This window comes from Adlercreutzia sp. ZJ242, assembly GCF_011038995.1.
Lineage (GTDB): Bacteria > Actinomycetota > Coriobacteriia > Coriobacteriales > Eggerthellaceae > CAAEEV01.
This window is the reverse complement of sequence record NZ_JAAKEE010000003.1, coordinates 17050-40747: the sequence shown is the minus strand read 5'-3', so window position 1 is coordinate 40747 and position 23698 is coordinate 17050. Positions and strand designations below refer to the sequence as shown.

At 56.3% G+C, this 23698-nt stretch carries 9 protein-coding genes; all 9 read left to right on the top strand.

Annotated features, from left to right (window positions below):
- Window positions 1-50: 50 nt before the first annotated feature.
- The 9 genes from G7Y49_RS01555 (at window position 51) to G7Y49_RS01515 (ending at window position 23541) form a co-directional block, all read left to right on the top strand.
- On the top strand, window positions 51-1643 hold the full coding sequence (locus tag G7Y49_RS01555) for a YfcC family protein (RefSeq protein WP_165170548.1): 1593 nt from the start codon (window positions 51-53) through the stop codon (window positions 1641-1643).
- A gap of 366 nt (window positions 1644-2009) precedes the next feature.
- Window positions 2010-3737 (top strand): arginine--tRNA ligase, encoded by a 1728-nt coding sequence (gene argS / locus G7Y49_RS01550; RefSeq protein WP_165170546.1) that lies wholly within the window; start codon window positions 2010-2012, stop codon window positions 3735-3737.
- A gap of 306 nt (window positions 3738-4043) precedes the next feature.
- Window positions 4044-4757: a signal peptidase I gene (locus G7Y49_RS01545; RefSeq protein ID WP_206214511.1), complete on the top strand. Its 714-nt coding sequence runs from the start codon at window positions 4044-4046 to the stop codon at window positions 4755-4757.
- A gap of 2 nt (window positions 4758-4759) precedes the next feature.
- Window positions 4760-5596: a hypothetical protein gene (locus G7Y49_RS01540; RefSeq protein ID WP_165170542.1), complete on the top strand. Its 837-nt coding sequence runs from the start codon at window positions 4760-4762 to the stop codon at window positions 5594-5596.
- Window positions 5597-5810: 214 nt separating this feature from the next.
- Window positions 5811-6860 carry an LPXTG cell wall anchor domain-containing protein gene (locus tag G7Y49_RS01535; protein ID WP_165170540.1) on the top strand — a complete coding sequence of 350 codons (1050 nt, stop codon included), beginning with the start codon at window positions 5811-5813 and terminating at the stop codon, window positions 6858-6860.
- Window positions 6847-7596, top strand: coding sequence for a signal peptidase I (locus G7Y49_RS01530; protein ID WP_165170538.1), 750 nt, complete (start codon window positions 6847-6849; stop codon window positions 7594-7596). Before G7Y49_RS01535 ends, G7Y49_RS01530 begins: the two co-directional genes overlap by 14 nt.
- Before the next feature lie 56 nt (window positions 7597-7652).
- On the top strand, window positions 7653-8183 hold the full coding sequence (locus tag G7Y49_RS01525) for a hypothetical protein (RefSeq protein ID WP_206214510.1): 531 nt from the start codon (window positions 7653-7655) through the stop codon (window positions 8181-8183).
- A gap of 50 nt (window positions 8184-8233) precedes the next feature.
- Window positions 8234-9067, top strand: coding sequence for a hypothetical protein (locus tag G7Y49_RS01520; RefSeq protein WP_165170534.1), 834 nt, complete (start codon window positions 8234-8236; stop codon window positions 9065-9067).
- Between the two features lie 11 nt (window positions 9068-9078).
- A complete protein-coding gene (locus G7Y49_RS01515; RefSeq protein WP_165170532.1) occupies window positions 9079-23541 on the top strand; it encodes an InlB B-repeat-containing protein in 14463 nt (4820 codons plus the stop codon).
- The last annotated feature ends 157 nt before the right edge of the window (window positions 23542-23698 follow it).

Genomic DNA, 23698 nt, shown 5'->3' with positions numbered 1-23698 from the left:
GCCGTGGTGCGACCCATACTCAACCTCTATTGAGAAAAGGAGGGGATATCATGACTTCCGAGACCAAGAAAGATCGCAAGAAGAGAAGCATATCCTCGTTTACCATCCTGTTGATCATGCTCGTCGCACTGGCCGTTATCACCATCATCATGGGCGCCGTCGGCGTCGAGGGCGTCGAGGGCGCAACGCTCTCAGGCGTGCTCACCGCGCCCGTGAAGGGCTTCACCGACGCCCTGCCCGTCTGCCTGTTCGTGCTCATCCTCGGTGGCTTCCTGGGCATCGTCACCGAGACCGGCGCGCTTGACGCCGGCATCGCAGCGCTCGTCAAGAAGCTGCACGGCAACGAGCTCGTGCTCATCCCCATTCTGATGCTCATCTTCTCTATCGGCGGCACCACCTACGGCATGTGCGAGGAGACGGTCCCGTTCTACCTCCTGCTCGCCGCCACCATGGTCGCCGCGGGCTTTGACAGCCTCGTCGGCGCGGCCGTGGTCCTGCTCGGCGCCGGCTGCGGCGTCCTCGGCTCCACGGTGAACCCGTTCGCCGTCGGCGCGGCCATCGACTCGCTGTCCGCCACCGGCCTCGTCATCAACCAGGGCATCATCATCGGCCTCGGCGCCGTGCTGTGGCTCGTGACGCTTGCCATCTCCATCGTGTTCGTGATGCGCTACGCCAAGAAGGTGAAGGCCGACAAGGGGTCAACGATCCTGTCCCTCCAGGAGCAGGAGACCATGCACGCCGAGTTCAGCCATGTTGAGGAAGAGGCTGCGGCAAGCAACGCCCCGGCCATGACCGGCCGCCAGAAGTGGACGCTCGTGGTGTTCGCCTTCACGTTCGTCATCATGATCGTCAGCTTCATCCCGTGGGAGGACCTCGGCGTCGATGTGTTCAACGCGGGCGCGACCTACGAGGAAGTCGAGACGGCGGTTGACGGCGAGGAGATCGCCGCAGTGTACGACGAGGCCACCGGCACCGCGCTGACGCTTGACGGCGACGTCTCCGGCACGGCTGTCGCCGAGGAGCAGGTCACCGAGGGCTGGTCGTCGTTCCTGACGGGCCTGCCGCTCGGCCAGTGGTACTTCGACGAGGCCTCCACCTGGTTCCTGCTGATGGCGCTCGTGATCGGCATCATCGGCGGCCTCTCCGAGAGGCGCTTCGTGAAGGCGTTCATCAACGGCGCTGCTGACATGATGTCGGTCGTCCTCATCATCGCGCTGGCCCGCTCCATCACCGTCCTCATGGGCGAGACGGGCCTGAGCATGTGGATCCTCGAGAACGCCGCCAACGCGCTCGCCGGCGTGTCGGCCATCATCTTCGCACCGCTGTCCTTCCTGCTCTACATCGTGCTGTCCTTCCTGATCCCGTCCTCCTCCGGCATGGCAACCGTGTCCATGCCCATCATGGGCCCCCTGGCCGGGGAACTCGGGTTCTCGGTTGAGACCATGATCATGGTCTTCAGCGCGGGCAACGGCCTCGTGAACCTGTTCACCCCCACCTCCGGCGCCATCATGGGCGGCCTGGCGCTCGCCAAGATCGAGTACGGCACCTGGCTCAAGTTCGGCGGCAAGCTGTTCGTGGTCCTGGGCGTGGCGTGCGCGATCATCCTCACCGTCGCCATGCTGGCCATCCCGATGACCATGTGAGCACCCCTCGGACACTAGGAACCGTAGCCTCATGTCCGAGCACTAGAAGATGCGCCTGGGAAACCGGGCGCATCTTCGCATGTAGGGAGGGGGACGAAGCGGCAGGGAGTTGTGAACGAATGGCGAATGCGGGGGCTGCGGCGGCAAAACGCCCGCATAGGCAGGTGAAAGATGGTAGAATCAGCCCACTTGCGGTTTCAGGCCGCCGCGCCGCCCGAGCGGGCGCGTTGCCCCAGCAGTAGCGCCATCCCGAAGGACCATCATCCCGGCGGCGCGCTGTCTCGCGGGGCACGCCACGTAAGCGGGCGCGTCGCGCGGCAGGGGACGGCGCGGCTGCCCTCGAACGAGTTTGGAGAAGACGACACTATGGATATTCGCGAATCACTGGAGCAGATCATCGACGCGGCCATCGCCGCGGCGCGCGAGGACGGCTCGCTCGAGCTCGACAGCGCGCCCGAGGCAGCGCTTGAGCGCCCGCGCGACGAGTCCAACGGCGACTGGGCCTCCACCGTCGCCATGCGCTCGGCCAAGCTCGCGCGCAAGAATCCGCGCGAGATCGCTCAGATCATCGTCGACCACGTGCCGGCCAACGACATGATCGCGCAGATCGAGATCGCCGGCCCCGGCTTCATCAACATCCGCCTGTCCAACAGCGTGCTGCAGAACGTGGTGCGCGAGGTGCGCGAGGTGCGCGGCGAGTACGGCTGCGGCACCATCCCCGAGGGGCAGCGCAAGATCAACCTCGAGTACATCTCGGCGAACCCCACCGGCCCCATGCACGTGGGCCACGGCCGCTGGGCGGCGCTCGGCGACGCCACGGCGCGCGTCATGCGCCACGCGGGCTACGACGTGTACGAGGAGTTCTACGTCAACGACCACGGCGTGCAGATGGACAACTTCGGCGAGAGCGTGGCCGTGCGCTACCAGCAGCTGCTCGGGCGCGACGCGGAGATGCCCGAGGCGTGCTACGCCGGCGCCTACGTGAAGGACATCGCGCAGGTCATCATCGACGAGGACGGCGACAAGTGGCTCGACGCCGACCCGCGTGAGCGCATGGTGAGCTTCCGCGAGCGCGCCTACCAGATGATGCTCGAAGACCAGAAGCGCATCTGCGAGGGCTTCGGCACCACGTTCGACCGCTGGTTCAGTGAGCGCTCGCTCTACGAGGAGGACGAGAGCGGCGAGACGCCCGTGTCCCGCTCGCTCAAGGCGATGGACGAGAAGGGCTACATCTACGAGAAGGACGGCGCCACCTGGTTCAAGTCCAGCGCGTTCGACGACGAGAAGGACCGCGTGCTCATCAAGGCCAACGGCGAGATGACCTACTTCATGAGCGACGTGGCCTACCACTACAACAAGATGGAGCGCGGCTTCGACCACCTCATCAACATCTGGGGCGCCGACCACCACGGCTACATCGCCCGCTGCGAGGCCATGCTGGCCGCGTGGGGCTGGCCCGGCGCGCTCGAGATCATGCTCGGCCAGCTGGTGAACCTCTTCCGCAACGGCGAGGCGGTGCGCATGTCCAAGCGCACGGGCGAGATGATCACGTTCGAGGAGCTCATCGACGAGGTGGGCGTGGACGCCACGCGCTTCCTCATGCTGTCGCGCTCGTCTGACCAGCCCATCGACTTCGACATCGAGGTGGCGAAGAAGAAGGACAACTCCAACCCGGTGTACTACGTGCAGTACGCGCACGCGCGCATCTGCTCGATCCTGCGCAAGGCCGCCCCGGCCGACGTGGCCGCGGCCGCCGAGGCGGGGGAGATCTCCACGGACGAGCTGGCGGCGAAGGTGGTCCCGGCCGACGTGGACCTCTCGGCGCTCACGGACGCCTCCGAGCTGGCGCTCATGCGCAAGATGGCCGACTTCGGCTCGCTCGTGGCGCTCGCGGCGCGCGACCGCGCGGCCTTCCGTCTGACGCACTACTGCCAGGACCTCGCGGCGCTGTTCCACCAGTTCTACACCAACTGCCACGTGCTCGTGGAGGACAAGCAGCTCCAGGAGGCGCGCCTGGCGCTCGTGGACGCCACCCGCATCGTGCTGGCCCTGGCGCTGAGCCTGCTCGGCGTCTCCGCCCCCGAGAAGATGTAACGCAACACTTCCATCCCCAGATAGCGAAGCGGCCCCTCAACTCGAGGGGCCGCTTTTTTGCGCCCTGGCCTCAGCGAAATGTTTCACGTGAAACATCCGTTTGCTTCTAGCGCCCAAGAGGCGCGTTTCCCATGGTAAGGACACTCAAAAACTTCGCGAATCAGCGCGTCATGGCCCCGACAAATACTTTTCTTCACGGGCATAACTGGTATTATGGTGCGATGAAGAACTTGACGTTGGACAAAGAGCCAACTCTTAATTTAGCCCGAGGGGAGGCTCGGGTGGCGTTAGTAGGAGTTAAGGGAAGTGACGCGGCTTAAACAGGAGAGTGCGGAGCTGCGCGGCCAAGGGGGGGGGTCGCCGCGTTCTGAGCATGCCGGCGAGAAGCAGCCTTCGAGCCTGAGGCACAAGGTGGGCACGGTCATCGGCATCGTGCTCTGCGTGATTCTGCTCCCGATCCTCGCGGTCAACGTCACCCTCATCATTCGCAGCTTCATCGCCCCCGACGAGGTCCCCAGCGTGGGCGGCGTGTTCCCCCTCATCGTGCTGACAGACTCCATGTATCCCGAGATCCAAAGCGGCGACCTCATCATATGCCACGCGGTGGAGCCCGAGGAGGTCCAGGTGGGCGACACCATCGCCTTCTTCGACCCGGCGGGCAACGGCACGAGCATCGTGTCGCACTCCGTGACGGAGGTTGTGCAAGGCGAGGACGGCCTGTCGTGGATCACGCGCGGCATCGCCAACAACGCCGACGACGCCACGCCCGTGCCGGCCGACAAGCTGGTGGGCATCTACCAGACGCGCCTGCCGGGCCTTGGCAACGTGGTCATGTTCATGCAGACACCCGCAGGGTTGGTCCTGTGCGTGGTGTGTCCCATTGTCTTGCTGGTGGGTTGGGACGTGTTCCGCCGCCGCCAATACGAGAAGCGCATGCGGGCTGAGACGAGCCTGCTGCAAAGTGAGCTCGAGCAGCTGCGAGCTCAGCAGAATAGCCTGTTAAGAGAGGAGACGATGTAAGGATGGAGAAGAACGTATCTCTCCGCACAGCCTCCGGGCTGTTCATTCTGGTGCTGCTGACCACTTGCATCATCGGTGCCACCTTCGCGAAGTACACCACCACCGGTACCGCTGCCGACACGGCGCGCGTCGCGAAGTGGGGCGTGACGATCAGTGTAAGCACCGATTCTTTATTTAAAAACACCTACTCTGGCAATGCTACTGGCTACGAGGCAAAGGCAACCGTAAAGTCTAATGGTACTCATGTAGTTGCTCCTGGCACGGATGGCGAGGGCCTTAATGTGAGTTCTGCGGGCGTTCCTGAGGTTTCCTACAAGATGACGATCAAGCTGAACGATACTCCGGCAATGCCTAGTCTGATGTATACGCCGGATGCTGGCTCGGCGACTCCTTATGAGCCCGTTAAATTCAGCGTCACCAGCACTGTTGGTGACGCAACGACAGTAATTAAGGGTGACATGGATCTTGCTGCTCTGATAAAACTGTTCGATGGCGATAATACTATTATTGAGTACGATATCGATACCAACAAGTACTATGTTGACACAAGCGGCGACGGTAGTATCGATGGAGCCGAAAAGAACGGTGGCACGAATACTTGTCCGAGCATCCAAATCAAATGGGATTGGAAATACGAGGGTGCGACAGGAACGACTCTTAATGATGAACTGGATACCATTCTGGGCAACTCTGCCGCTAACGTCGGTGTTTCTTCTTCCGATCAAATTGCTATTCCTGAGTCCATTACTGTCAACGGGTTAAATTATTCCATTACTAAAGGTAGCATTAATACTGATGCCAGCTTGGATTGGACCATCACCGCAACCCAGATCGATTAACCCTGTGCGGCACGGTTCCGCGTAACACGATAAAAGCCCTCTTCCTTTGCGTCTGAAGGGAGAGGGCGCTTCCTGCTTTTCCAGAGAGTTATAAAACGAGGCTCACCACAGTGCTTTTGCGAGGAGGTGTCCTGTGAAGAAGCCGCGTAGCTATCATTCGGCCTCGCAGCAGGCCACCCAATCTCCAAAAAAACATTCGACGTCACGGCTTCCCGTGATCTGTCTGCTGGTGGTGCTCGGCGTGGCGGTGAGCATGACGGTGCTCGGAAGCAGCCTCGGTCGCTTCTCTGCGCGCGACGCCTGCACGATCCCCCTTGTCCCGCCTGCTGCTGAGGCGTCCGCTTCGTCAGCGGATTCTGAGGCGGCAACGTCGGATGCGACGGACTCTTCGGCGCAAAGTCGCGCGGTGACGACTGCGACGATCCCCGCCGCTTCGTCAAACACCGCAGTATCGGGAAACGCCGACGCATCGGCAAGCTCCGCTGCTGGTGACAAGCTGGATGTCGTCGACGACGCGCAGGTGTGGAGCAACGAGACGCAGGTTGACCTGTTCAAGGGCAGCTACGACGGCATGGTGGTGTCCGCCGACGGGGACAAGCTGCTCGCCCCCGGCACCGACAGCAGCTACAGCTTCACGCTGCGGAACAACGCCGACACCCCCATGGACTACGAGGTGGCGCTCAAGGTGGACACCTGGTCAGAGGGTCGCTCGGCTGACGAGGCTTCCGCTATCCCGATGGAATGGCGGCTGCTGGACGCCAACGGGGCTCCTGTGAGCGACTGGCAGCTTCGCAGCAACGAGGAGGTGCTCGACAGCGCCACGCTGAGCGCGGGGAGGCAGGCAAGGTACGCCATCGAGTGGCGCTGGGCCTACGACCAGGACGCTCCCGCGGATGCCGTTGACACGGCGCATGGCAACCGTGCGGCGCGCGAGGACTTCGGCGCCACGGCGACCATTCTCGTGCGGGCGGAGCAGGCCACGGACCTCGCCAGGCCTGATGACCTGGCAGCCGCCAACAACCCGGCGGGCGTCAATGACCCGGCAGCTGCCACCAAGGATTCCGCAGGCGACCCCTCGTCGGACGCTTCCGCGAGTCCGAAGACCCCGTGGGACATCGTCGCTGGCTGGCTGCCCCAGACGGGTGATGCCGCCTTGGCGACGCTGGCCGCGGGCCTCGCAGGCACGGCGGCGTTGGCGTTGATCGTGCTTTTGGTGGCGGTACGGCGCAGGCGCAAGGAGGACGCAGGCGATGCCCGTCCGTAGCACAGAGCAACACACCGGCCGCGTGCGCGCGCCCCGCATCCCCGCGGCGGCGCGCTGCGTCATGCTGGCGGTCGTGGGCCTCGTGCTCGGGCTGGGCATCTATCGCTTCGTCGCGGTCGTGCTGGCGGGTGACGCGCTGCCCATGCCCTTCGGGTTCGGCGTGGCCACGGTGATGTCGGGCAGCATGTCGCCGGCGCTCGAGGTGGACGACCTGGTCATCGTGCAGGCGCAGGACGGCTACGCGGTGGGCGACGTCGTGGTGTACCAGGCGGGGCGCAGCCTGGTGACGCACCGGGTGATCGCGCGCGAGGGCGGCCTGCTCACCACGCAGGGCGACGCGAACAACGCGCCGGACGAGCCGATCGCCGAAAGCGCGGTGAAGGGCGCGGTGGTGCTGCGCGTCCCGCTGCTGGGGGCCGTGGTGAACGCGCTCAAGACCCCGGCGGCGATCGTCATCATCGTGCTGGGCTCGTTCGCCCTGCTCGCGCTGTCCTCCCAGGCGGAGCAGCGCGAGCAGGACGCACGGCTGAACGCCCTGCGGACCGAGGTCTCGCGCCTAAAGGCCGAGACAGCCAAGGTGGCCAAGGCGCGCGAAGCGGCAGCAGGGCGTGAGGCGGCGGTGGTTTGCGAAGCGACAACCGCGCACGCGGCGGCTTTCGGGCATGAGTCGGTGGTGGCAAATTGCGAAGTGACATCTGGGCATGAGATGGGTCCGGAGACGGAGAAGGAGTTATGAGGGACGTGCGAGGCGAGGCGAGAGAGCAGAGGTGGAGCGCGACGCGCACGGCGTGCGTGCTGCTGGTGCTCGTCGTCATCACGACGTGTCTCGCCGTAAACCTCCACGCCCGCTTTGCCACCGAAGGCGAAGCGCAAGACTCCGCCCGCGTAGCGGGGTTTGTGCTCACGAAAGGGGGCAAGCAGAGCAAGCCTATTGGCCTGAGTGACATTAAGAAACCAGGCGACAAGGCGACGTATACCTTCACGGTGAGCAATAGCAATGCAAATGGCAGCGTGGTTAGCGAGGTAGCGCTAAAGTGCCTGTTCGAGGTGCGTATCAACGGCAGCATGCCGCTTGTGTGCACGATTAGGGAGAAAGATGCGGCGGAATCAGACCGGTCACTACTCACTGCCGAGCTGACGGAGAACTCAGCCTCTTCCGTTGAGGTATGGGAGGAAGGAGCTTTGTTTGCTGCTGCGACGCGGGATATTAAAACCTATGTTCTCACAGTTACCTGGCCGGAAGACAAAAACGACGCGAAGTATGCCTCGCACAACGCGGTGGCGGAAGTGAAGTTAACCGTGAAGGCGGAGCAGATCGACTGAGGCTCCGCCAGCCTGCAGGGCGTGTCCGCGCAGGTTGGCGAAACCTCAGCATGAAAGAGAGAACGGAAATGCGAGACGATAGACAACAGAGCGCCGAGAGCAAGCCCGCCAAGCGCGGCATGCGCGTCGCCGCATGGGCGGCGCTGGTCTTTTGCGCGATTGCCCTGATGGCAAGCAGCTTGCTGGCGAAGTACGTGACGGAAAGCCAAGAGCGAGCCGAGATGGAGTCAAGCGGGTTCCACATCAGCTCCAACTACCTCGAAGAGATCAGCCAAACTTATACGGTGGCAGACTGGGGGGACGGCTTCGATATTCTGCTCTACAACTACGAGAAGGAGAACGTCGCTCAGGTCTCTGAAGTGGATATGACGTATACAGTGACAGTATCGGAAGGCACGACGGTCAGTGTGACGGATCAGGCGAGTAACGTGCCTGATGAGGACAATGATGACATCTATACATTTGGCAAGTTTGCCAACACCACTTATCACACGCTGCACGTAACGCCAGGAACTACGGTTAGTAAGGGCGACAAGATCACCGTGACAGTGACCACAGTCGCCCCCTACAAAAAGATGCTGACAGCTACGTTCAGCATTGCGCGCAACAGCAAGCCCGACTACACGATTGAGGACCAGGGCAACGGCACCGTTCTGGTGACGGTGAAGACGAACGACTACGCTGACATCATGAAGGTCACGTGGGATCCTGACAAGCTCTCCCCAGACAACACCAACATTTTGATGGCTGCGTGGAAGGACGAAAACCCCACGGGGACTTTTACCGTGGAGAGCAACTCCACCTACGAGCTGCTGTTCTTCAAGAAATCAGACGAAGACGTTGGCAAAACAAGCGGCACCGGCACGGAAATCACATTGTCATAAGAGGGACGATTATGAGGGAGATAGACAAGAGAAAGACCAGCCCCTTTGAGCGCGTGCTTTCGGTGACTCTTGCGCTCTTGCTGGCGCTGAGTTGCTTTAACGCAAGTGGCACCGTGGCTGTCGCCAATGAACCCGCAAGTAAGGCATCAGCGCAAGTGCAGGCGCAGGAACAAGCGCAGACCCCAGCGCAAGAGCAAACGCCTGCAGCAGCGCATGATCAGACGCCAACCACGACGCCAGAGCAAGCGCCAGCGCAGGAGCAAGCTCCAGCGTCAACCCAGACCCCGGCGCAGGACCCCGAGCAGGCGCCAACCCAAGAGCCAACCTCGACACCAGCGCAGAGCCAGAATCAGGATCAGGCGCAAGCGCAAGATCAAGAGAAGTCCGAGTCAGCCCAGGCTCCGGAGCAGGCCGCAGCATCGACTCAGACGCCAAAGCAGGCGCCGACGCGCGCCTCAGAGCAAACCGCCATTGATTTCAGTACGTATCAAAACAGCGACTTGGATATTTATAGCGCTCACTATTACGCAACAAGTGCAAATCAGACGATTGAGCGTAGTTCTGGTAGTTACAGTATTCGTGGCTTCAATGACAAACATGATATTGTTGTCGGCAATCATCCTGTCGATGAAAAACCAAATACTAACGCGCTTGATGTCGATATCCCCATCTTTTTAAATGGTCTTGAGGCGGCGCAATCTTTGATTGTGAAGCCGGTAGGTTCTCTGCTAAGTGATGGTGGCACCTATACGAACAGGACGACACTCACAGTTGCTAACGCTTCTCGGGTAGGCAATCTAAAGGTAGACGCTCACGCCGTCCTTGACATTATCCTTGATGAAGACCTCACAGTGACAAGCATGACGCTGGAGCAGGGTAGCACGCTTACGGTGACGGGCTCAGGCACGCTCACGGTAACGGATACATTTGAAAGCAAGGGAACCGTTGCGCTCAATGGTGGTACTATCGATGCGCAGAAGGGCATATCCGCTCAGACTCTGACGGTGAACGGAGCAACGGTTAAGGCAAGCGGCAAGGATATTTCTGCATCTGATAACGTCTCCCTTAAAGATGGAAAAGTGCAAGACGCCGCGTTGTTCGGCTATAAGAATGTGCCTGCGGACAGCGAGCCGAGAACGCTCACCCTTGAGGGGAGCAACGAGTTCTCCAGCGTTGCAGCAGTTGGCTGCTCGTCGGATGACGCTACTGTGGTTTCGATAACAGGCATCGAAACGGTCAGATCTTCTTCCAGCACGACCTTCTACAATGACTACACGATTACCTACAAAAACGGCGCTGCTGAAGTAAAACCGAGTGCGTCGTGGCCAACCGCCTATCGCGTGAGCACCAAGTCAAACAGTTTCAACGGAGCCACTATCGCGGGCTACCACACGAGCGAGGGCTATAAAGCAGAGTCACCCGTTCCATTGCCCAAAGACTATACGCAGGCTGGCTATGAACTTACGGGTTGGAAGATTGAGGGATCTGAGAGCGTTATTACCGAACTTAGCAGCACTCAGGAAGAGATCGTGCTGATGGCGGCGCTGGAGCCGGGTAAAGTGACCATAAAGCTTGACCTTGGCTTTGATCCTAATGTCTATACAAGTGACAAGGATGACGAGGGAAACGTTCCCGCGCGCAAAAGCGAAATACTCACTAGGCTCAACGATGATGTTGAACTCCCGATGCCTTTTCAGTTCGGCTACAAGTTCACTGGTTGGAAGATTGTCAGTGGCGAGAACCCTCGAATAGTGCAGATGAGCGACAAATATAACGTGGAACTCAACGATTGTGTCCTGGAAGATGAGAACTCTGTCATCAACATGCAAGCGTGTTGGAAAGCAGACACATTCGGCCTCACGCTGTTTTTAGGTTCTGACGTAACAGAGGATGAAGACCTTGAGATTTCCGTTGATGGGGGGGAAAGCTACACGTCATTCAATGATTTGAACGTGTCAGATGTAAAGGTTGAGGGTCGTTCCATAACTTTCAGCCCGAACAAACCCATAGAGTACGGGAAGACTATCAGTGAATACCTGAGAACATTCTTCCCGCAACTCCCCCAAGATAAGTTGCCGATTCTGCGGGATAAAAGAAACAGTGACGAAAAGCAGAGCTTTAGTGGCTGGTCAAGTATTTCTGGTGCGGTTGACGGAACAACAAAGTACCTGTATGGCGCAGGCGGCATGCTCGTGCCGACAGGCAGTAGTCTTAAAGATTACCAGAACGATCTACACAAGAATTCTGCCGCAATAAATGCCGTTTGGGGCGTGATGAGCTATGGATTGACGTTGCCGGAAACCATGCCAGAAGGCTGGAGCCTGACTTATGCCAGTTCGGACGGCACAGTGAAAACCATTGCAGAAAATAGTCAAACGGGTAGTACCGTTTTGGCGCAGCAAGGCAGTACGGTAACGCTTACCACCAGTGCCACAGAACCGGAGAACTTCAGCTTGTGGGACTTCAGATCGAGTGCCACGACCGATCATGGCAACAAGATCCTCCCGAAGGAGAAGAAACACAACGCTGGCAATCCAGAGCTTCACTACACGTTCACCATGCCTGCGGCTAACGTAACGGCGAAGTACGGCAAAGGGCAGAAGATTTGGATAGACATCGCCAAAAGCCCCATTCTGTTCGAAGAAGGCGTGGAAAACAACAACCGCAACGTCAACGGTTTCTGGTATGCCGACCTCATTGATGGATTGACGCCGCTGTTCCAGCATGACACTAAAATATTGTCCGGCACAAAGACGGATGGAACTGCAATTACCACGAAAGCTTACTTTTACCAGTGGGATTTTGCGGATAAATTCTGCGTCACCAGTAATGGCACGGCTACCCAAAACCAGCTGACTCTGGTGAACGCCCTGTCCAGCGGCGTCTGGCTTGAGAACGTCAACCTTACAATGCGCGAGGCCTATATCAATAACACCAACGGGAGCCTGTTGAACGGCAAGGACTGCGAGAGCTCCCAGGATGATAAAGGGCTCACATCCCAGAACGTCGCGGAAAGTTTCAAGGATGTCGATCTGACGGATTACGCCAACATTGTCCTCGACATCAACAATCACTCGTCCTATCCCACAACGCTCCATTTCGAGGGGAAGGAAAACACCGTCGGCGCGATTATGCACAACAAATTGCAGATAAGCAACTATAGTCCTCTGAAGCTGGAGGGTGACGGGAAGGACGGCAGTGCCGTCCAGCTGGGCGCCGCCTTCGGCTATTTTAAGTACGATGTCACCAAGATCACGGTAGCGGAATATACCAAGAAAAATCCCCAAAACGACTTCAAATACTTGTTATACGGCGCCCATCAGGCGGGCTTCCAGGTTACAGACGCTGTAATCCGGGCTCCGCACAAGAATGTGCATGCGGGATTTCTGATGCATGCCGATGAAAAGGCTATCATTCAAAGCTCCGAGGTGGAGCTGTACAGCATCTGCGTCTTCGAGGGAGTCGAAGTGATCGACTCCTATCTGCGTATCCATGAAAATGCGCGGTTCGGCCGTATTCCGATTCAGCTTAAGATGCACTCCAAGGTGGTCATCGACGGAAATCTGGAGATGAACTTCCATCACATGAACGACAAGGGAGACTTAACGGACGATACAGATAACTGGCTCGTTGTTAAGGGGACCTTCTGTGATATTTCGAACTACAGCTGGAAAAACGGCACCCTGATCTGCAACAACCTGGTCCTCGGCCGCACCGGCGGCGTCCAGGGCGGCACCGTCATCACCAACCAGATCACCAGCCAGGCCGTCGGCTTCTGGAGCTACGACAAAGAGAATCATAAGTACACCTATGATCCGCTCAACAACAATCGGTCAGAGAAAGCGGACCAAAACAACGACGACTATCCCTTCCTTGTTTACAACCAGAACACTAAGGAACCGAATACCTATACCTTCAGCGGCGGCCAAATCTACCTGCTGGGGTACTATAAAACAACGGCGGATAAAAAGTATGACAGCAGTGTAACGGCGATGGGTGAAAACAATCCGGTAAAGTCGTTCATGGAAGGACTTTACGACAATAACGGTGACCTGATTGACAAGCCCACCGTAAAAACCAATGACGTGCTGAATGCGGTAAAAGACAGCACTCTGAAGAACAACGAGTGCGTCGTCCTGGGCAACAGCTCCGATGACTACAGCACAATGCGCTTCGTCGAGATCTCCGGGAGTGCGCAGATTTACGCCGCGGGCAACATCACCTTCTATAACGACACGACAGTATCCGGAGGTAGCATATATTGCAACGGCTCCTTCGGCAGCAAGGGCGATCTGACGGTCACTGGCGGCAGTATCGAGGCCACCGCCGTGGGCAACGCCTACAACCTCAAAACAACCATGGAGGACGGGACCCTCCGCTGGAAGCGCACCGACATCCAGGGCGGCACGGTGGCCGTGGACCGGATCGGCGCCTTTGAAAAGCGGGTGTCCGATGGTACTACGACGCCTGCCGAGGCGGATTGGCCCAGGAGCACCGTCACCATTGGTACGGGGGCAACCATCAACGGCACCGTCGTCGAGGGGGCAACCACCACCAGCACGCCCAAAATCTGCCACGACGTCTACATCAACTATATCTTTGACACGGCGCTGTTTAACAACGACGGAACACCGACAAACAGCAATACGCTGCGCTTTGAAACCAGTTGGGACGGGAGCAAAACCTTTGAAAATCAGAGCTGGAACAATACCGCTCTGAACTTCACCGCGCCCAATGTGATCGGGGAAAGCGGCGGTACCGGCAACTGGAACTGGAACAGCCTGTACGGCGAAAAGGTGACTAACATAACCGCTGCCGGTATCGCACAGAACGATGGCGCTGACCTTCCAGGGGAGAAGTCTGCCTATGGCCGGGTCCAGATGAAGCTGTACGCCGTCAAGCAGAACTACAACCTGATTTTCAAGGCGGGCGCGTCCGAGATCACGGCCATTACCTGCAACGACGCAACGGTTGAGAAAACGGATACAGACGGGAAAATCACAGCCTCCGTCAAGGCGGGCGGGAACGTGGTGCTGACGTTTGAGAACGCGGCCATGGCAAAGGACAAAACCGTCCTCTGGTACATCGACGGCAGCAACATTATCCACAGCGTTAATCCTACCGTGAGTGGGAGCAAAATCAGCTTCACTATGCCCAATTCCGACGTGGAGGTCTATGTCACGGAGAATATGACCCTCGATCTGGATGTCGCCTCCTATACCCTTCTGAAGGACGGCTTCCGCACCGAGGCCAATAACCCGCCGGAGCGGACGGATTCCACCTTCCACTATCTCGGCAATCTGGTGATCCAGCAGGGCTCTATAACAGAGGATATAGCGTTTAATATAGAGAGCAACTTCGGTAAATACCAGATGAAAGAGCCCAAGAAAGGCAATAAGACCCTTGAAACCACCAATAAGATTCTCGTAGACAAGGACTTCAACAACACCGCAAGCGACAGCAGGAACGTGACACTGCGCCGAATCTACCAGAACGGCACTACCACCTCTCACGGCATCGACTTGGAGGATGAAGCAAAGGCCCGTTTCCTGCTGGACGGGGCCATCCGAATCTGCCGCGTTCGTGTCCCAGAGCATTCCGACTTCACGCTGATAGGAAAAAATAACGACCGGACACAGGACGCGATCTATCCGATCGTAATAGGGCGGCCGGAGACCAACGACTGGGCTTCCATCGGCAATTTCTATGGCAAAGCGGGCAATATCACGCTGCAGAACCTGACCATTCTCGGCGAAGAGTCTGGATTGAATGGAAGTCTCGGCTATAGCAATGCCGATAGCAACAATACCGTGCAGTACATAAACTGCGTCTATAAGACGGAGACGAACGGAAAAGGCTACTGTGGCTGGCATGACCGAGGCTATTTTGCCCGCCATGCCGGAACCGTGATTTTTGACGGATGCAATTTTACTCTCCGGGTATCGAGGGACTGGCCGGGCTTCTTCTGCGATGATAGCGAGAATCTCACCATACGCAACCACTCGAATATCACCATCACCCACAACGGCGCCTACGACGGCAATCCGGCAAGCCCCTTCTACGCGAAAATCGATAATAGCTTTGTGGTCGAGGACTCCGAGTTGAATCTGTCCCTGCGTGTGCCGGGTAATGGTGAGCCTAACGAAGATGACGGCAGGACCTATCGGGTTTCGCTGCGTGCGAGTCGGATTCCGCCCATCGAGCTGAGAGGAAACGCGACCCTGGTGCTGGAGCAGCGTGCCCTCCTGAATAAGCTGGTGATCGGCGGGACCAGCGAGGTCAAGGCCGGACAGAATGGCGATGGCTATCTCCTGTGCCAGGACATCCAGGTGAACGAAAACGCGACGCTGGAGGCAGGCGGCATTATCGTCTCTGGTTTCTACGACCCCAGCAAATCAAAGCCGTATAAAGAATTCGAAACGGAAAATGACTTCCAAAAAGCCATGGCGGAGGGGAAGTATATCCATAATGGGAAGGATGCTAGCGGAAAGGACTATCCCGGCCTTGTGGTCAACGGCAACGGTGCGGTGACGGCAAAAAAATATATCACCGGTGACGTGAATGGCAAAATCACCGTCAACGGCGGCACGGTCACTGCCCCGATAATCGGAACTACTGGCAAGCTTTACGGTTACACAAGGTACGTGCCGAGGTTGGGCGAGAAGTATATCTATACCTATGAGAGAACTCCCGTAGGTGCTACGGTCGACATCAAGGGCGGCACGGTCAATGTGGCTCAGCCTGAGGGTGCTGGTGAAAGTGGTGCGGTTCCATATCTCGGCGGCATTCGTACGAACATCAACATCAGTGGCGGTACGGTAAACCTAGGCGACGGCGCTGTTCTTGGCATCACGAAAGAACAACAGACTACCCTTGAGGTTGAGGCAAGCTCCTATGGTCATTCGGCTGCTGATTATAGTGGTACGCTAGGGATAACAGGCGGCACGATCAACGAATCAAACGCTACTGCAAACGGTGGCTCCATACTTATGCCTTATGGCACGATTAATGTTTCTGGCGAAAGCACTGTCATTCAAGTACGCAACATGATAGCGTACCGTGGCAACATAACGATCTCTGACAAAGCGGGCACGAAGCAAGTGCATGGCAACACGTATGAAGGCGATGATAAAAAGCATGGGTCGCTCGGCATCAGCGTATCTGAGCTTATGTCGGCGCAAAATCTGATCATTGAGAACGGAGCGGTTGTCTTTGCTGCGAGCGCTTACGCGAATGTACCCAAAGATCAAGCAGGTAGTATTAAGGTTGTCGTCGATGAGGCTAATCGAGCGTTTCTTTATACAACTGAAGCCTATGGCGTTATTGGCGAAGGTAACGGAACCTATGACTACAATGACGGCGCGATGGGTTCTCAGGATGCGAAAAACGTCTTCGGCACCAAGGTAGTTGACGTCCACTATGATGTTCAGTCGCAAGGCGTTTTACTCGATGGCGACGTGGACAAGGTGAAGAATCCTAATCTCGATTCCGCCACGGGCTTGCCTTACTATACAGTTGTAAATAAAGACAGCACGGAAAAAACGTATACGCTTCAAGATGCTCAGTGCAGTGGGTATACGTTCCTTGGCTGGTACGTGTACGACCCTGTGGCCAATCAGTTGAAAGGTGATAGGGTTTATACGATCAACAAAGAGAACCCGAGCGCCGTCTACCTTGGCGCTAAGTGGGAAAAAGTGAAAGTTAAATTCCAAGTTCAAGTTGAAGTGGACGAAAGTGAATGTAACGGTAAGACGATGGAGTTCGTTGGCGAGGGGAAAGAGGGGGAGAAACTATACAGCTTCAATAAGATAGCAGAAGTTTGCTATGGCGACACAATACAAACCTCACAGGGTGTTTATCTGGCGAATTACACAACGAAGACACAGGGCGTTTTGGAGGTAACCTATGGCGAAAAGCTTCTTTCTCCGGAAAGCAAGGTGACCAGCGACATGGCAGATGCCTTTGTGAAAGGCAATGGAGAGCCGTTGGTTTTGAAGGTTACCGACAATGGTTTGAAAACTGTGAACGTCCTTATTACGCTCAATATGAATAAAACCGGTGGGCGTCCGCGAGATGCTGTTTTTAATTTGGGAGCGGGGCCCATCAATAGCGGAGGTGATAGTGCTGATACGGTTAGTGCATATGCTTCGATCGATGTCGGTCTAGGCGATATGCAGCTCTTTGCGAATTCCAGCCATGCTCAGCAGGACGGGTTGATTCACCCAACAGCACCCGGCTACACCTTTGAGGGTTGGTATACGAATCCGGGACCCACAGGGAGTCCGGTAACCTCTGCAACGAGACTCGAGGATCTTTACAATGCTGATACCACCACGCTTTACGCCAAGTGGACATCGAACGTTTACGTAGTGCAGTTCAGTGCGAAAATGTGCGAAGAGACCAAGCTTCCCGAAGGCGAAAGCCGTTGGGTGACGGTGGACAATGCTGAGCCGAGCGCAGATGCTGGCGCTGTTCCCGAGCTGGAATACTTCTGGACTTACGATACTGCGCCTAACAAAGGTGAGTTTTTCTGGACTCAGAATGGTACCGAAGACTTGAAATACCATGCGAATCTTCCTTGTGCATGGCGAGAGGGCTATGTTTTTACGGGTTGGGAGTTCGAGGATACCCACAAAGAAAAGCACTCTATCGACGACGAGAAAGAACTTAGTAATGCCGTAATGGATAATTTGCAGATTGACAACTATGTCGGCAGTTCTCCTGAAAGTGCACAAACCCCTGCGCTGACGCTCTATGCGAAGTATCGCAAGGTGCAAGTTTCATATGACTTGAATGGTGGCGTGTGGATGGGCGCCGGGATCTTGGGTAACAAGGAGATGCCTGACTATGGTAAGCCGCTTGCGGGTTATCGGGAGGGTGCCGCGAGCGATGGTGAAAATGAATTCGAAACGCTGGGCAGGGCGGAAAGTGCTGACGGAGAAAAGGTATATTACGTGCGTAGCACAAAGAGCTCTCACTTCGAGGACAGTGACGGCTCCTATGTTGAGGGCGATTATCGCTTCACGCTTTCACTCAAGGGCTATACCTTCAACGGCTGGAAAAAGGCGGGAGAAGGGGATTCTCCCAGCGTCCATTATGGGTGCACACCTCGTTTCGACGATCTCGATCTGGTGGCGGAATGGGTGTCGAATACCTACAGCCTTGAACTTCATGTGAAAAATGCTGCCTATGAAGCGAGCTATGAGTCGGCGTTTAGCGATCCCGATCAATCGATGGCGACGATTGACAACGTAAGGGTGGGTCAACCCATTGTGGCTAATGGCGCATGGCCTAGTAAAGAGGGCTGGTACGCCCACAACAAGAATAGTGAAGCCGACACCGACACTGGAACTGGGACCAGCGCGAACATGCAGCGCTTCATGCTGGGGGCCACGTTCGCTGCGCTCGACCCCGGCGATAGTAGAAATACTGACCCCAACGACGTCTACACGAAATATGCAAGAGCTGTTATCAACATGCAAAACAGCAAGACCATGTTTAGCGATGGTAGTACGTTCTTCCTGCCTGATGACGCAAAGTACAGCAACGATTTGGCGGATGCTGTAGTGGCGAATGCCCCTGCATCGACTGGTGACCCAAAATTCCAAGTGCCCGACTATCCTTCGGACTGCACTATTCCCCTATACGGCGTGTATCGTGAGCGTTCCTTGGTGTTTATTGAGCAGTATGTGGATGGGAACGGTGATATGCAAAGCAAGATCATGCACTCATGCCCCTGGAATCAATACTCGCGCTATCCTGACCTTGAGTATTCCGCGGACAGAGATGGGCATTACGAAGATCTAACAGAAAATAGTGGCTACGTTTTGGTGGGCTGGTACGCGCACTCTACCACTATTGATCCGTCGCTTGTGTATCCAGCTACTCAAGAAGAGTTCAACGTAGCGGTTGAAGAATGGCGGGATAGTAATAATGAAACCAACCAAGGTGCCGACATCAATTTTTACACTGCTTACGTAGCGCAAAAGTCTATAGAGCAGAATCTGAATGCAACGGCTGATACATTCGATGGTTTTGAGTTCCCTGTTGCGTCGTATACGCTGCCGGGCAGCATGCAAGACGGCAAGCTCTGCTACGAGGTGGCAGAAAGCTCGTCCGAGTTGAATCTTGTTGATGTCAGTGAGATGAATGCGCATTTGTACGACAGTGAATGGACAACTGGTGGCAGAACCTACAAGGCTAACGACACGGTCGCCCTTGAATTGAATCTGAAAAATGCAGACTCGAGCATAAGCCTAGGCCCAAAACCTATTGTAAAAAGCACTGATGGACAACCGACAGAAGTTGGTCAGCAAGACATAGGGAAGGGTTGGAATCTTGCGCTGACACTGCATCACTCTAAGGTGATGACTGCGACGAAGTCTCATTCGATTACCATCAGATTCACTTTCGTAAAGGAGAATAACGGCAGCAACACCCTCGCAGATCAGCGGCTGGAATATAAGGTTAACGTGAATCTTGCGCCTTCCAACTACAGGGTGACGTACAAGGCGAACTTGCCAGAACCCAAGGAAAAACTGACGTTAACTAATCTGAACGGTTTTGAGCAAGTGGGAAATGGGGATGCTTATAGCCATACTGGCACGCAGGCTTATGGCACCACTCTGCTGCCGAAGACTACGACCCTGGAAGTTGAAGGTTACGATCGAGAAAATAACTGGACGTACACTCGCATCGCTGATAATTCGGGATCCTCATCAACAGTAACGATGGGAACTTTGTCGTTCGACAGTGTTTCCGGTTTGAGCGATGAAGAGAAGAAAGCCGCCTTGGAAGACGGTGAAATCGAGGTTACTGCTGAATACGCGGCGAAGCCGTATACGCTCACAAAAGAGTCGACCATAAATGACAAATGGGATATTACCTATGGGAATGGTGCGACTGATGCAGGCGTGAACAATGCCTTGGATGACGCTTCAGCAACTGTTAAGTATCATTCGCTTGTTACGTTCACGCCGAAGAACGGAGGCCAGCCTACAAGCCAGCCCGCAGAGTTTATCGTGCTCACGTTTTGGGATCCAGTCAGCGGTAACGTTGTGGAAACGAAACGTCTTGATGGGTTCGCGCAAAGCAAGGGTAATGGCAGCTACGCCTTCGCAATGCCCGCAAAGAATGTGACCGTCGGCTACAATGATGTGATGGAGTTGTATCTGGACAACGGCACTATCGAGCTGTCCCCCGACGGGTTTAAGCAGAAGCGCGCATCCGGTGACCCGCTAGTTCGAACGTGGCACGGCGACTACAAGATCTTGCAGGACGAGAACGATAACACGAACGATCATTCCACTCAAAACGTGCTGAAGATTTCAGGCGATATGACCACGCGTGTCGATAAAACCAGTAGTGATGGAGGCGAACCGGCGCGCAGGATAGAACTTGGCAACTTGAACATTGAAAGTGCGGATTCAATTGAATTAGTGTCAAGTGAGGATGCGGGCGGTTCTACGAAGGTCAATCTGCTCCAACAAGGCAAACTCAAGGCAAAGAATATCTTGGTGCCGGTTGGTACCGACCTTGCCTTGACGGGATTGGGCTCAAACGGTAAAGCTATCGAACTCGACCCGTTGTCCGCCTATGAAGCAGATGGTGGTCCCGACCGCGCGGCAATAGGTGCTGTAGGTGACGAGGCGAACGGAAATATCAGGCTTGATAAGGTGAAGCTGTCCATGAAGCTGGAAGCTCCGTCACAGGCGTCTGGCATAGGTTCCAACTACGCTGCCAGCTCAGATGGCACTAATCCGTGCGGTAACGTGAGCATATCTGACAGCGCGATAACCGTAGAGGAAACAACGAGTCCGAGTGGCCAGTACGCAGGTGTATGGATTGGCGGTGCTAGTGTATCGAGAGTGCTCATGGAGAGGACAGAGCTTCTTAACGAAGAGGGAAGCAACAACCATAATGCACGTGCGATAGACGGCAATGAGGTGACATTGAGGACATGCTCCATCGGTGCGATCGACAACCCGGTTCGAGAGCCAATTCACGCAAAGAATAATCTAGCGTTTACCGACTGTAAGGTCTATCAAGAGTACAAGAGCCAGTTGACCGATATTGCCATGGTTGGTACTGATAGGGGTGTAACCGCAGTTACAAACACAACGCTGCAAGCTAGCTTTACGAGTGGCGGTTCGACTGAGGAGCTGTTCACAGGCCAGATGCTGATAAACGACGCTCGGTCTGACGTGACAATCAATGGTGTTCAGGTGATTGAGGTGAGCCGTGGGAATATCACCATTAATGCCGATAGCGTTAAGCAAGGTGATGTGACGCATAATCACGGCGGCGTGAGCTATCTGTTGATTGAGGAAAGTGCGCCTTCTAGTGGGGCTCCAAACGTGCAGGTTGATGGTTTGAGCATAGGGAAGACGATTACCGTTCAGCCGACGGACGACACAGAGAAGAGCGTGACTATCGGGACGTTGGCCGTCAAGGACAACGTCAAGGTTGTTCTTGATGGCAACCTAAAGGTGATAGGTGTGGCTTCTGTTGCGGGAGGCAAGACGCTTACGGTGGAGAAAGGCCCCAACGCAGCTGGCAACTACGGCGTGACGTATGAAATGGGCCTAGGAGGTGAAGGCAGCTATGAGCAGCTTGGGGGCAGCCTTGCTGGCAATGCCGACGTGGTGGTTAAGGGTGATATGACCCTGACCAACGTGACGGCAAACTGCGCGAGCTATAGTATCGGCAGCAACGGGGGCAGCGCTGCGACCATAGGGGCTGACGGTGCGTCTGGTAGCCCCAGCACTGCAACGACCGTCACCATCAACGGCGGCAGCGTCACGGCAGACACCATCGGTGCATGTGGTTTGCATAACAGTACCTTTACCTTCGTCAAAGTGGAGAGCGACTCGGTAATCAATGGCAACTTGGTTCAAGACCATTATCGCATCGCTTACGACAAGGGCCGCTTGGCGCTTGAGCTTGTAGATGAAGAAAATAATCCGCTACCCACCGTGCTGCGCACCCAAACCAAGAATGAAGTCGAGCTCGTTGATCTTTCTGGTGGTATACCGGCGAACCCGAAGAATGCCGCTGCTTCCAAATTCAATTGCTGGTACATTTTGAACGAGAACGGTTCACAGCGTCTTGGTTTGCTTGCGGATCCCAACGTCTTACCGAGCGGCCTGAACGGCACAGGATCGCTTAATGCGACTACCAAGTCGAAGGATATGAGGGATACCGCTTCCGATGATGGCACCATGACGCTAATCGTGCATGCTTGGGTGGACCTGACGGGAACGGCATGCATCAAGAACGGCAGGGTGTTTAAGGGCTTCGCTGCGACGGACAATGCGAAATCTGCATCGGTTTCGCAGCGCGGCGCATGGACGGCGCAGCTGGTAAGCGACGGCGCGCATGTGGCAGGGCGCGATTACAAAGTGGAATTCGCGACAGCTCTGCCTGCTGGTACCGACCTCACTCTCACAGTGCTTTCTGCGGACAACACTGTGCCTCACGCGTATTACCACTACACGGTCTCTTCCGGTGATGCAGCTAGCGTGAGATTCTCGGACTTTACCAAGATGGGAACCATAGCGGGCAAGCCGCCCGAGCTTGCTAACCGTGCGGTAGGGGATAGTGAGACATTCCTGCTGAGTGCCGACTTCGGTGAGCGTGGCGTGGACGTTGACCCTGCGGACAATACGATCACCTTCTCGCTGATTGCAGGGGATTCTGCGGATTCCATCAGCTTTAGCGATGATGCGCAGGTGAGCTACACAGTGACAGAGGCAACGCTCGGTGCGATTACGGCGAGCGGGGTTAACGTCGTTGTGAATACTGTTCCTGCAGGTGAAGAACGCTTCGTTGGTTCGAAGGTGTATCTGGTTGGCATGTTGAGCAAGACGGATGGCTTGGCATTCGGAGTTCCGATTGACGCGACAGCAGCTTTGAAGTCTGGAAGCGAAGAAAGCCCTGAGAGCAAGAAGCAGATCGACGGTACGTGGGTCAACGGCAACACCGTGGCATTCGATCTGGGCACCTATGGAGGAGTTGAGCAGGGAAGCTACACCCTCTCTGTTCCTGTTGGCACTTTGCCTGAGGGCTCATATAGCGTTGCGTGGAAGCTCTGCGCGGGCGCTGCACCAAACGCGCTCAATGGCACGTGCAGCAATGAGGAGAACGGTCAGCTTGATGGGAGCCCTATAACGTCGCCAAAGCTGAAGGTAACCTGCCAGCAGGACGATAGCCACGTTCTGCCTGCAGGTGTCTCGCATACGGTGAATTATAATTATGAGGCGACAGACTCCTTTACCGTGACGGTAGAGAAGCAAGAGGCTCTCTTGGCTGGTTTCACTCCAGTTGCGGGGTTGGAGACAAGGGAGATAGCGTCTGAATCAGGCACGGTCAGCGTTGACGTCCCTACTGCGGCGGGGATTTACCGTGTGAGATTCTCGCTGAAAAACAATGCTGGCGTAAACGATGACGTGTATTACACCTTCATCGTGCCCTAGTGGTGAGCAGGCGGCCTCTCTACCGAGGGGCCGCCTGCTCATGTCGGCTCGAAAAGCGGGAAGTCAAGCTTCGGGATAGATAGTTTTAATAGCGCGAGATTCACGGTCCGCTTGACGCGTTCCGCCGTACAATCAGCGTGCCAGCAAAGTCCGACGT

Excerpts from the sequence above, each read along its gene's own strand:
- G7Y49_RS01555 (WP_165170548.1), top strand. The coding sequence starts at position 51 with ATGACTTCCGAGACCAAGAAAGATCGCAAGAAGAGAAGCATATCCTCG.
- argS (WP_165170546.1), top strand. The coding sequence starts at position 2,010 with ATGGATATTCGCGAATCACTGGAGCAGATCATCGACGCGGCCATCGCC.
- G7Y49_RS01540 (WP_165170542.1), top strand. The coding sequence starts at position 4,760 with ATGGAGAAGAACGTATCTCTCCGCACAGCCTCCGGGCTGTTCATTCTG.
- G7Y49_RS01530 (WP_165170538.1), top strand. The coding sequence starts at position 6,847 with ATGCCCGTCCGTAGCACAGAGCAACACACCGGCCGCGTGCGCGCGCCC.
- G7Y49_RS01520 (WP_165170534.1), top strand. The coding sequence starts at position 8,234 with ATGAAAGAGAGAACGGAAATGCGAGACGATAGACAACAGAGCGCCGAG.
- G7Y49_RS01515 (WP_165170532.1), top strand. The coding sequence starts at position 9,079 with ATGAGGGAGATAGACAAGAGAAAGACCAGCCCCTTTGAGCGCGTGCTT.